Below are 12,126 nucleotides of genomic sequence, written 5' to 3' on the forward strand. Positions count from 1 at the left end.
GAGAACCGTTTTTCCACGTCGACCAAAAACAGGGCAAACCTAGAGTTTAAGCTGTTTGGGAGAAGCATCGCATGGCGAACCGAGCCATGCGAGCCAGTAAGCGTCACCAATTACCCAACTGGTAGCCTTGTCAAGGATAGTATCCGTGATGAATACTTCAGGTTGAGGTATGCGACTGAACAGGACCATGCATGCTTTTGTGTTTTATTGACGGCACCAATGGCGGTCAATAGCCTGCCTCGTGATCCCATCGGTTGCAATGTTCAAACTCCAGCGTGACCCATATAGATTTAGTCTGCTATGAGAATGCGATAGAGCATCCAATCCTGTTCGGTGGCTGATGTGATATTCTACCATCAAGCGCAGCGCTTACACAAACTCTCGCATCCGTAGTTCCTATATTCAACAGCGCTTATTTTACAGCAATCAATTCACAGACTCCCTCAATTGCATTGTGCACAATGGTCATTCAGGGCCTGATAGATATGATTGAGCGGGACTGTCGCATACGGCCGCATCAAAGATCCTTGTAGCGTCCGTCCTCCCCCACCAGATCAAGGCATCGAACGCAATACCACACCCCGTTCGACGAGTCCTCATCACACCACCCAACGAGACAACACACTCCCAATAATGCTCCTTTCGTTATTAAGGATCACAGGTATTAATACAAATACTCCCACAGTCCATCTTCCTACCCACAGAAGCATTAGGTCCTATAGACCAAGTATGTCGATGATATTCAGAAGTTAACTTAGATAATGGTCAGTTATTCGGTAATGGCGAGTCAGCATCACCACCAATATCTCCTAACTTATTTTTCCTCCTACAATCTTGCTCCACATAGTGTGCATAACCTAATTCCGCTGCTGCACGATCAAATTCAGTCTGATCAACTGGGATTCCTTTACTGCAGATAAAGTTTGTGATTTTTGCACATAAACCCCCATAATTTTTATCGAATAATTGATGTAAACTCGGATTGACAATAAAAACAATATCATGAGTTTCTTTATCAATTTCAAAAACACCTAGAATATTTCTTGGAAAGATGCTATCTTTTATAATTATTTCTGAATGTACATCTTTATACCAAGTAGCCCCTAGATCTCGTAGTATTTTACAGAGATCCTTTGTTAAAACATAATTGTTCGTATCGTCCTTTCGAACAAAACCCATAATTATATATGAATAACGTCTTTGTTCGTTTCGATCTTGTGCAAATTTGAGCGCTGTTTTATATCCCTTTTTTCCATATGATGCGGAAACCAAAGGACTTCGACTTTTATCAGACCAGGCACCACCTATATTATGAGCTATATTTAACAGAAACATATAGGCTTTTTTAGCATCATTTGTTATACGAGGTTTTATTTTCCTTTTTTCAATAGGGTTAAAACCTTTTTCTTTCATTTTCGAATTCACAGTTACAAGTAATTCAAGCGCATCATCCGAACACAACCCAGTTTCATAATATCGAATTTGTCCATCCCGCCTTGTTCTCTCCAAAAAACCCTTTCCTTTTTCTCCCACTATGAAAAAATCATGAAAGTAATGGGCGTTAGCCCGTCCGTCTCCTGTCTTGTTTTCATAGGGGGTAAACCCTCTGAAAAAACAAATTGTGTTTTGGTTATCTATGTGATTATCCGATTGTTTTGTGACGTTATTATCACTAGGCTTTTGATTTCCGAAATAAATATTATCTAACAAACAACGGATTGCAGTATCTAATTCTGTCTTGACACTACTAATTTCATACTCGTCATTATTCGCCTTTTTTATTGTTTTTAATGTAATTTGTCGAAATAACATAGACACGATCCATGCCCCTTTTCCCTAACCAATTAATTGCTAGTATAAATTCTACCATTGAAGAATTTGAGTAGTGATCAAAACATATGCCGGTTAGTCTGTGGAGTTAGTATATCCCATTGGGACGTAAAACTGGTTCTGCCAGGTGCTAATGCATTATTGTTTCAGTACATCGAGGAATTGGTAGAGGCCTTATTAACTGTAGTTATTTCACTATGACACTAACAGGTTAGATTTGTTGATCGCTTAAGGCATGGTTGACGAGCTAAGCATCGCTTTTTGGCTTAGCGGCATCGCCAATAGATGGATAGCATCTGCATTCTCAATCCGAGCTCGCTGTGGACACATAACATGATGCGTTGGGCTTTGACCAAATTTATTGGACGGCTGTTTCAGACCTTCTGACGTAAGTACTGCATGTTCCTTAAAAACAATCTCTCAGGGTTCTCTTATATCTGATTAGATACCATCCTTAGGCGCATATCCTCCATATTTCAGTCCGGCTATGTTGAATCTTTGCAACTTGCGCACATTCAGGAGTGGCCACATGCCTGTCAGTGAATAGGAGCTTACGACGATGTAGAACAGGCAGAGTCCCATGGAAATGTTGGGTCTAGTATATATCTACACTATAACTATGATTAAGTCACCATTACTTATACCATACCATGGACTTAGATGCAGCAATACGACCCGTAACTACATTTCAGGAACCGAAGCCTTCACACTTCCGATATCAAGATGTCCAACTGTCACGGCTATGAGCACCGTTGCCGTGTAGCCAGATGCCATTTTATTCTAGCCGCGTCATCATCTTTTATGATTTAATCTCCCGCGCCCAATATTTTCGACGACGGGATAAAGGAACAAGATCAACAAGTCCCAGCAGATCTTGCAGAATATAGGCAGCGATATCCGACATGACTACAAGACGAAGCAACGAGGCGAGCATTTAACCGAGGAACATGGCATCAACCGACTCAGTTGGCATTTCAAACCTGATGATTTCTTGAAGAATTCATCATCGCATTATCCACACCAGGACCAATACAGGCATGAAGGATCCTCAATGCGAAATCAGCACCGATCGAGAGACAACACTAATGAAAGACAGGCTATTGGTGCCGGGCTTTGCTTGGCCTGCATCGACCCACTCTGCTCATGGGCATACCCGTGGCTCACTTCCGCCACACATCTCTGTAGCGGTTTCGTGGATCCATCTAGCTGTTCGGTTTCTTGCATAGCCAAGACCCAATTACGATGAATGACAGTTTCGGAGAACGCATCCAGCAAAAGGCTAGGGAACAGCCTGTGGGTAGGCAAGTCGGTGACATGGGCGTGGATGGAATCAGGAGCTGCTTGCCGGGACGACAGGCGTATTTTATTAGTTTACGAGGTTCAAATGCTGTGGTCGAGGCCGCTGTTCACTTAGTCTGGGAGCATGAACAATTAGACACTGCGACGTGTCCAAGTACCCGTCTCCTCCCTGAATTGGTGGCGGCCGACATTGTTTCACCGGGTGCTCATATAGCAAGCCAAACGGCTAACGCCAGGCTTGCTGCGCCCAATACACACAGCACGAACCAGCGCTTGTCATTCTTGCCCAATACGAATCCCCGAACAATCAGTGCCAAGCCGAGCAAAGCCGCGAATACCATAATCCAGAAACCCATTTTCTAGACCTTTCGTTGAAGTTTGATGATTCGATCATGCTGGTCAGCCAGGGAGGCGTCATGCGTAACGGTGACGATTGTGGATTCCGAATCGTGGTTCGGGCCAAAGAGCAGTGCGATGATCCTCGACCTGTTCGCTGAATCGTGAGCGGCAGCGGGCTCATCAGCAAGAGCGGCCTGGAATTCCGAATGGCGACCCATGCGAAGACTTCTCTTGCTTTTCCCCACCGGAATATTCAAGCGGTTTTTGCCAAATATAGACCCAATGCTCAGAGAGTCCGCCACCTGGCCGAAGCTTTCGGAATGCTCCTTGCCTAGTGCCCCTGCATAGAGCAGGGGCAGCTTGATGTTGCCCATGATGCTCAAGGAACTGATGAGCCTTGATTCCTGCAGAACGAACCTGATTTCCTGGCTCCTCCATGCAGCCGATCCAGGCTCTTTCTACAAGGACCAGCCTGCGCTCTCCCCCTGTAAGCGAACCATCCGCGCGAACTCACCATTTGCAGCCATAAGCTTCTGCGGAGAACCCTGCTCGACCACACGCCCATGGTCAAGAACGACAATCTTGTCGGCCTGCTCGACAGTGCGCATCCGGTGGGCGATGACCATGACGGTCTTCCCCACCAGCAATTGTGACATGGCTTCCTGCACCTGCGTCTCGTTCTCCACATCCAGGGAGGCGGTGGCCTCGTCAAGCAAGACAATCGGGGCATCCTTGAGAATGGCTCTGGCAATGGAAATCCGCTGCCGTTCACCTCCGGAGAATCTGGAGCCGTTTTCACCAATCATCGTCTGGTACCCCTGTGGCAGGCGTGAGACGAACTGGTCGCAGTTGGCGGCCCTGGCCGCAGCCAACACCTCCTCGTCACTGGCACCGCACCGCCCCATCCGAATATTGCCCATGACCGTGTCGTCAAAGAGCATCACGTCCTGGAAAACAACGGCATAGTCCCGCAGGAGAACCTCCGGATCCACTTGGCTCACATCCACCCCTCCCACGGTGATGGAACCTGAAGCGGCATCCCAGAAGCGAGCCGCCAATCGAGCGCAGGTCGATTTCCCGGACCCCGAGGGGCCCACCAGGGCCGTAATCTCCCCCTCCTTGGCAGTGAAACCAACATCTTCAAGAACCGGCTCATCTGCCGCCTTACCAGCAAGGCCGGGATAGGAGAAGGCAACGTGGTCGAAGACGATATCGTGCCCATCGGGATGAAATTCCGTACTCCCCTCAGCTACAGGTTCCTCGTTGATGGAGCGAATCCGCCGGGCCGAGCCCTGGGATTGGAAGAGTTCCGAAACCAGCATCAGCGCCTGATCAAAGGGCGAGTAAATCCGTGAGACCATCAGGAGGAATAGGAACATGACCATGAAGTCGATCCTGCCCTGGATGATCAATCCGGCAGCCACCAGGAAGGTCGTTGCCACACCCAACCTCAAAACCACCATGGCGGAGTTCAATATAAGGCCATTGGTCATCTCGGTTCGGACCGTAGTGGCTTCGGTGTCATCGATGGTCGAGAAGAGCCTCTCCAGATACCTGCCTTCCTGGTTGGTGGCGTGAATCTCCCGAACGCAGTCAAGCGCCTCCTGAATACCGTCGCTAACACGAATCTGGGCCTGTCTCGTACGCTGTGACGCGTTTTCGACGAATCGCCGAGTGGCAAAGATGATGGCGAAGGCCACCGGCACACTTCAGAAGGCAGCCAGATCAAGAGCCCAATTGATGGGCAGAAGGGCCAGAAAGACCAGGACGGATGAGACGACCGCACCGTAGAGCTGGCTCAGCGCATGGGCGTAGGCATGTTCCATGGTGGCCACGTCACCCAGAATGGTATCGGTCAGATCAGCCAGATCACGCCGCCCGAAAAAGGAGAGCGGCAGTTTGCGCAGTCGCTCGGCAAGGTCGATCCGCTGGGTTCCGGTCTGACTGAAAACCGCACCGTAGGAATAACTGTACTGGAACCAAGAGGTGCCGAAGAGGATAAGCGCAAAGACCAGGAGACCGGCCAGATAGGGCAGGACTTTCGGCAGAGGCGCCCCTGCCGTCAGATGCTCAACAAAAGCGTTCATGACCAGCAGAAGGGAGGCCGTTCCCGCCATGATAATCAGATTGGTCAGTGTGGTCCACAGCGTTCCCAGAACTACGATCTTCATGCCTTGGTCGGACAGGGCATACTTCTTCTTGAATGAGGCGAACACTTATGCCTCACCTCCTTCCCTCTGGATGTCGGAATCATCGGTAGACAAGTCCGCAACGAATGGTCCTGTACCCGGAACGGTCTGCTCCTCATCCGCAGTCGAGTCTGCGTGATTTCGCCCCGCTTCACCGGCAGCCTTCGGAGAGTTGTCGACCTTCCAGGAGACCGCCCGTTCGTAATCAGACCAGAGACGGGCATAGGTACCCTGCGCATCAAGAAGCTGGTTATGAGTGCCCTGCTCAACTAGGTGACCCCCATCCAGCACCAGGATTCGATCGACATGCGCCACAGTCGACAGACGGTGGGCAATCATGAGAACGGTGCGTCGTCGGCCTCCTTCAACCCGGGTCAGCTTGGTCAGCGCCTTCTGTATCAAGACCTCGTTCTCGGAATCGGCAAAAGCAGTCGCCTCATCCAGGACCACAATGGGAGACTCCTTGAGGATCGCCTTGGCCAGGGCCACACGCTGGACCTCTCCCCCGGAAAGGTAGGTTCCATTTGAACCGAGCATGGTGTTAAGCCCATCAGGAAGCTTGTCGACAATGTCCATGCACTGAGCCGCTCTCAACGCATCCATGACCTGCTCAGGAGTGGCTTCCGGTCTGGCTGCGCGGACGTTCTCCAGGATGGTCGTCGAAAAGAGCCTGTTGGTCTGGAAAACGAAGGCGACCTGCCCCATCAGATCGTGGGGATCGATGGATCTGACATCAATACCACCCACGGCGACCCTGCCGAAATCCACATCCCAAAAACGAGGCAATAGACTGACACAGGTCGATTTCCCGCCTCCCGAAGGTCCGACCAGGGCCACCGTTCCACCCTCCCGCACCTCGAAATCAATCCGCTCCAGTGCCGGACGATCGGCACCTGGGTAGGTATATGACACCCGTTCCAAGGAAGCATCCGCCGACTTCGGATGTTCAGGTTCGGTGGATACCGTCAGGGGGTCAACTCTGAGCACACCTGTGATCCTGCTCAAGGCATCGTCGGCCTTGCCGAAGGACTCGCTGGAGAACTGCAGACGGGTCATGGCAGTGGGAACCATGCCCGAGAAGACTGCATAGAAAGCGAAATCAGTCAGGAATGAAGTGAAATCACCCTGCCCAGAAGCCAGCAGGATGGCCACAGGAATCAGGAAGATCACGGTCCCGTTCAGGGCCGTCATCTGGATGGTCTGGGGCAGGTGGCAGATCTTCATGGAATAGGTCCTGGCTATTCGGCTGTAGTGCTTGATGGCCTCATGGAACGCCTTGAAGGAGTAAACCGTCTGTTGGAAGACCTTGACGACCGGAATACCGCGGACATATTCGGTCCCGGTCTTCGACATCCGCACCAACGCATCCTGGTATTCCGTCATAAAGGACTGTCCCTGATCGTTCATCATCATGCGGATGCAGACCAGGGCAATCAGGATGGGGAAAAGGCAGGCCAGGCCCATACGCCAATCGAAAACCAGCATCAGTACCGGCATGCCCAGAATCATGGCGAAGGAGCCAGCCGCGTCGGGGAGGATATGGGCGAGCAGATTCTCGGTGTCGCCCGCCGAGCCATCAATGGTTCGACGCAACTCGCCTGAAGCATGAAGATCGAAATACCCCAGGGGCAGGCTCATCAGGTGGCCGATGGCCTCTTTACGCATGTTGGAGGCACTCCGGAAGGCTGCCAGATGTGCCATCAACAGTCCTGCACAATACAAAATGACGGAAGCTGCCGCAAACCCTAATCCAGCCCATCCGTATATGGCGATTCCCGTGGCCTGGGACCACTTCGGCGCTACGGCGAGGAGGTCTTTTACTGCCAGCCATATGCAGATGTAGGGTCCAAGGCCGGCAATCGTGGAGAGGGCTGACAGACTACAGCCGAGATAGGAGAACACCTTACGAGGACCAGCAAAATCAAGCAGCTGCATTAGGGAACTACGCCCATGCGACCTGTCCTGTCCAGGCCAGCCTCCCCCGCTTTGTGCTTTACCTTCTGATAGGATCTGGCTTGTTACCCGAATCCGCCTGGTCTGTAGTCATCTCTTTCCTCCAGGTTCATCCAAAACTCTTGTCCTTCGTTGCCATCGAACGTAATCTGAGAAGCCAACGGCTGGAAGACCGTCACAGAGCGACGGATGAATCCATAAAAGGTGCGAACGAAAACGAAAGTCTACCGAGATCGCCACAAAGCCGGCAGGATGAAACCAGGTGAGCAATGACAGACCACGCGATACACTTCGAATCCCGCGAGATACAGACCCTGTATCGCCCCCAGGTAGAGCAACTCGGTATGGAACTCCATCACCGGTCGGGAGGATTGGAAGGGCAGGTCGATGGCGACATCTGCCAAGGAAGATTCCAAGCCAATCCGGCAGGTCCTCATTGCCTGGTCATATGGCACGACATCACCTTCCTGCGCGAGATGGATTTCAGCGAGTACGCCATGACCGACTACGCCTGCCTGACCCTGGATGAAAGCCCGGCATCCGACCCCGCTCCTTACGGGTTGCAGCCATGTACGAAGCAGGAGGGCAATATGGTCTCCTTGGTACAGCAGGCGGGAACAGTCACCAACCGTAAGCCGGCAGGCTTCCGCTCGCGGACCCGGAGCATCTGCATCCTGCCCGACTATTTCATGGAGCTGGAAAACCAATGGCCCGGCCAGGTCAAGGGACTCTTTGACACCTTCTGCCAACCCTGGCCATCCGATATTGCACTGACCGCTTCAACCGCCCTGTCAAATTGTGCCCCAGGGAGGCAGGGCCAGACAGAGTTCCTCATCAAAGCACACATCGACCTGCTCCTGGCAAGGCTGGCCCAGTCTTCCTCTGCCCTTGTACAGAGCCACGAACCGTCATATGACTGTGACCTAGTCCAACAGGCCAAAGCCCACATTCAATCCCACTTGGGCGGCGACCTCTCCATTGATCGGATAGCCCAAACCCTGTATGTGGGACGCACCCGTTTATGCCTGGCATTCAAGCGTGAGACCGGCACAAGTCTGGCCAGGTACATCAGAGAGCAAAGAATGGACCGGGCCCGCCACCTTCTCTCGTCCACCGAGGACAACGTTGCCTGGATTGGCCGGCAGGTCGGATACATGCGCCCCAGCTCATTCAGCGCTGTTTTCACCAGAGAAACCGGTGTTACTCCAATCGCTTGGCGCGAGCAGTACAGCCGTGTCAAATAAGCTCGCTGCAATTGATACGTCCGCGTTTCGAAAGTCAAGTAAATGGTCACAGACTTAAGGACTAAGACTTTGTGAACATTCCCTAAACCGATAGCCTTGTCCGGTTTTGGCCCCCAGACAGGAGGCTTATGGAGTGATATCGATGTCCCGTCCTAGCAGAGGGAAACCATCTTACGTTCCTCCGCACATAGAGATCATGTTCATATGGCTCTGCATCGAAACGAAGGGGCCCATCTGCGACTTGCCGCCACAAATCGTGATTTTCGAACTTTCAGGCATACATAGCGCTCACTCCCGTGTAGCGTACTTTTCCCGCTTTAACCAGATTGTGCAGAGTATCCATATTCTCTTCGATGGTGTGAAGCATTCCCGGCGGTGATTGATATAGAGGCCTACATAGTCCATTCCCAGACGTTCCAGACTATGGTCAATTTGCTGCGTTATAAGCTTTCGGGAATGCACGTGCTAGTTGGAGCGATCCAACGGGGATGAAGAAGACTTTGGTGGCAACGGCGATTCCGTCCTACTTCGCATACTTCTCCAGGGCATGGCTTAGGCATCGTTCAGATTTCCTATGCGGATAGACATTGGTGGCGTCAAAGAAGATGGATAGGTCTCCGTGTAGCAAGATGTGCTTCTGAGCGTTTATCCACGATAATCGACCGCAGCTCCTGCCAGGATTTCGAGCTTTTCAAGATGAGGGCACTACCAGAGAAACTTGACCAAAATCTAGTCTGCTCCACTTCATCGACAGTGGCTCCCTGGCGTGAAGGATCATCGCAGCAACAGACTTCACCTTCTGTGTTAGACACTCGAGTGCCGCGAAATACGACCAATTGGCCGCCTCTCGCTTTTGGATTTAGGGAGAAGTTGCAAGATACAGAGATTATCAGAGCGACTTGGATTGCGGGTAGATCTTCCAGAAAACTTATTGGGGCTTCAGGAAAAATCTCACCATTCAAGCCATAGGAACATCCCATTTCAAGATGGCCCCGCAATATCCATTCTTTGGCAGTATCATAGGCTCCGCTCTCAATCCCCTCAGCCAACAAGGTGTCGAGAGTCGGTACTGGGAGTCCTTCGGCATCCATAATCGACTGGATGCATGCCAGACCGCAACAGTTATCCTCACACTCCACCCGCGGTAGCTTCGTTCCGTCGGGCAAGGCAAGGTCCTCAAGCAGAGCATGTTGCAGATATCGATGAGACGCTAAAACGGTATCGTACATAGTCACACTGCACTCCTTCGTTGAGTTTCATCACTTCCATACAGTGTGGACAGAAAATACAGTGCGCCAGCACCAAACAGCAATGAGCAAACCAGACGCACTTCTCACTACTTCACCAAGTCAAGCTCATTATTGCCGTATTTCTCCGCCTTTTATGTAAAGACAAATGCCCTGCAGTCCTAGACAATATTTTGCACTCCAGCTGAGAAGGCCTAACGAGGCGGCAAGCTCAGAGACTCAGCGGAATCACAATCATGCTGAAGCCACTTCAGAGCCTCTCGTCACTCAATTTTTCGGAAGTCTCTTTTAACTAGACCAGAACGGAACTAGTACATAAACCTGTACAATGCTGAAGACATGACATAGATGTCCAGACCGCTCGACAGCAGCCTGCTTTATTTTTTGGTGAAAGGAACCGTCGATGTGGCTTTCGTTATGGAACTTACTCATAGATGTGTCACAGCTTCTAGGCGGCGTGGGAGTATTCTTCGCGGCAATTGAGTTCCGCCGATGGAGCAGAAGTCAAAAACGAGCAAGCCTTGATCTGCGCACATTCGCCGTAGACAAAGAGGGAACAGCTTCATCGCGTCTTACAAATGTCGGAGCAGCAAGTGCCAATATCCTCTCCTTGTGGCAAAGAGACGCCATCGTAGACAGTCCGATGGCATCCTGCATACCCTCCAGACTCGCGCCAGGGGAAAGCGTTGAACTCACTTTCCACGGTTGCAATTCCGCATCACGCATTTGGGTTGGATACAATTCGTCAGACGAATCAGACAGAATACGATTCGCCTGCCTGCCCTTGATGGAACAGCCGAATGTGACACAGCCGCACTCGCGGACAAGCAGCCCCACTATCTCAGACATGATCGGCGTCCATTCCAGTCGGTGGCACCATGGTGACCATTTGTCGCCGACGGGCAAGAGCGTAACTTGGATACGCGGTCTTGGGAGAAGAAAGAAAACACTACGCAAAATGGTCGAGATAATAATGGACATACACTCCCATGGAGGCAAATCAGTTCCTCTGCGTATGAGCGCAACGATGCTCTAGACTGAGTCGGCTTCAGATACCCTTTGGCCATCTCCTCAGCATCCGAAACCACATGAGACTGCATCTTCCGACCGTCGCAATTATCGCCGCGAGCACGCACCTCATGCACTAACCTTCTGTCGGGAAGACATCCCCCCGATCTAAGACTCAATAGGCAGGTTATAACCAAGGTGGTAGGACACCCCGCTAATCAATCAGCTTAGCAGAGCCGGCCAGTTACGCAGAGTGCTTTCCATACCATCAACTGAAACAGTCTACTCAAACGACTTAGATGTATTGTGAGCAAGAGTGATCTGCTTTCAGTTGTCAGAGCAATAGCTCAAATTATTGTCAATGAGGTCTATGAACAGGGTAGCCATTGTCCAACGCCCACCTTTCGAAAGGCCTGAAGTTATACCAAGAGGTGCACACTCTGATGCCACGGGGACCATATTGGCCGTAATGCTGGTTCCTAAGTCTTCTCACAGCGCAGCTGCATGCTGCCCCAAATGCACTAAAAAATGCGTGCGGTTCATATTACGCAACCAGTCTCTGGCCTTTGGGCGTATCGGAAAGCAGCGGAATCGGGTCACAATCAATGCCCTCGGCAATTCGGAAGACTTCCTCAAGCGTAAACGGCGTAAAAGTACGTGGTGTTGAGTTGAAAGTAGTGCTTGGCATCCCGGTCCTGCCCAGCAAAGCGACCTTCTTGATTCCTGATGTCCTGATTGCAGCATTCTTTTTGCTCACAGCTCTTTGCGTGATATGACTGTACTTCGCCTCATTTGACTAGCAGCAATTGCTGATTAGACTTCAACCGGTCTAAACTGCAATGTACTACTTAGCTGACAACATGTGTCACAGCTGCAGGAAAGTACTTGCATGACCAATGCTGTTACAGCAGAGCGATGCTATTCGGAAAATATGCCAGTGCGAAGCTGGGGAAGGCATAGTCTCGCACGGACACAGCCCAGCAAGGTGGCGAATGCCCTGGGCCATGCAAGATCAGC

The 12,126-nt window shown here is 51.1% G+C and carries 9 protein-coding genes; 1 reads left to right on the forward strand and 8 read right to left on the reverse strand.

Going from position 1 to position 12,126, the window contains the following annotated elements:
- Positions 1–765: 765 nt before the first annotated feature.
- From RAM15_RS04960 to RAM15_RS04980, 5 genes are all read right to left on the reverse strand, one after another.
- The gene (locus RAM15_RS04960) at positions 766–1,812 is read right to left on the reverse strand and encodes a hypothetical protein (RefSeq protein WP_306221008.1); all 1,047 of its coding nucleotides are present in this window, start codon (positions 1,810–1,812) and stop codon (positions 766–768) included.
- 1,676 nt (positions 1,813–3,488) lie between these two features.
- Positions 3,489–3,842 carry a hypothetical protein gene (locus tag RAM15_RS04965; protein ID WP_306221009.1) on the reverse strand — a complete coding sequence of 118 codons (354 nt, stop codon included), beginning with the start codon at positions 3,840–3,842 and terminating at the stop codon, positions 3,489–3,491.
- Positions 3,843–3,926: 84 nt separating this feature from the next.
- A complete protein-coding gene (locus tag RAM15_RS04970) occupies positions 3,927–5,168 on the reverse strand; it encodes an ABC transporter ATP-binding protein (RefSeq protein ID WP_306221010.1) in 1,242 nt (413 codons plus the stop codon).
- Between the two features lie 9 nt (positions 5,169–5,177).
- On the reverse strand, positions 5,178–5,684 hold the full coding sequence (locus RAM15_RS04975; RefSeq protein WP_306221011.1) for an ABC transporter transmembrane domain-containing protein: 507 nt from the start codon (positions 5,682–5,684) through the stop codon (positions 5,178–5,180).
- Positions 5,685–7,592, reverse strand: a complete 1,908-nt coding sequence (locus RAM15_RS04980; RefSeq protein WP_306221012.1) for an ABC transporter ATP-binding protein — start codon at positions 7,590–7,592, stop codon at positions 5,685–5,687.
- Positions 7,593–7,879: 287 nt separating this feature from the next.
- Between RAM15_RS04980 and RAM15_RS04985 the strand changes: the two genes are divergently transcribed.
- Positions 7,880–8,854, forward strand: a complete 975-nt coding sequence (locus RAM15_RS04985; RefSeq protein WP_306221013.1) for a helix-turn-helix domain-containing protein — start codon at positions 7,880–7,882, stop codon at positions 8,852–8,854.
- 596 nt (positions 8,855–9,450) lie between these two features.
- On the opposite strand, the gene RAM15_RS04990 is transcribed toward RAM15_RS04985, so the two are convergent.
- From RAM15_RS04990 to RAM15_RS05000, 3 genes are all read right to left on the reverse strand, one after another.
- On the reverse strand, positions 9,451–10,089 hold the full coding sequence (locus RAM15_RS04990) for a hypothetical protein (protein ID WP_306221014.1): 639 nt from the start codon (positions 10,087–10,089) through the stop codon (positions 9,451–9,453).
- Positions 10,090–10,605: 516 nt separating this feature from the next.
- Complete coding sequence (locus RAM15_RS04995; protein ID WP_306221015.1) at positions 10,606–10,950, reverse strand: hypothetical protein; 345 nt, start codon at positions 10,948–10,950, stop codon at positions 10,606–10,608.
- Between the two features lie 703 nt (positions 10,951–11,653).
- Positions 11,654–11,866 (reverse strand): hypothetical protein, encoded by a 213-nt coding sequence (locus RAM15_RS05000; RefSeq protein ID WP_306221016.1) that lies wholly within the window; start codon positions 11,864–11,866, stop codon positions 11,654–11,656.
- Positions 11,867–12,126: the final 260 nt, after the last annotated feature.

Source organism: Bifidobacterium asteroides, assembly GCF_030758775.1.
Taxonomy (GTDB): domain Bacteria; phylum Actinomycetota; class Actinomycetes; order Actinomycetales; family Bifidobacteriaceae; genus Bombiscardovia; species Bombiscardovia kimbladii.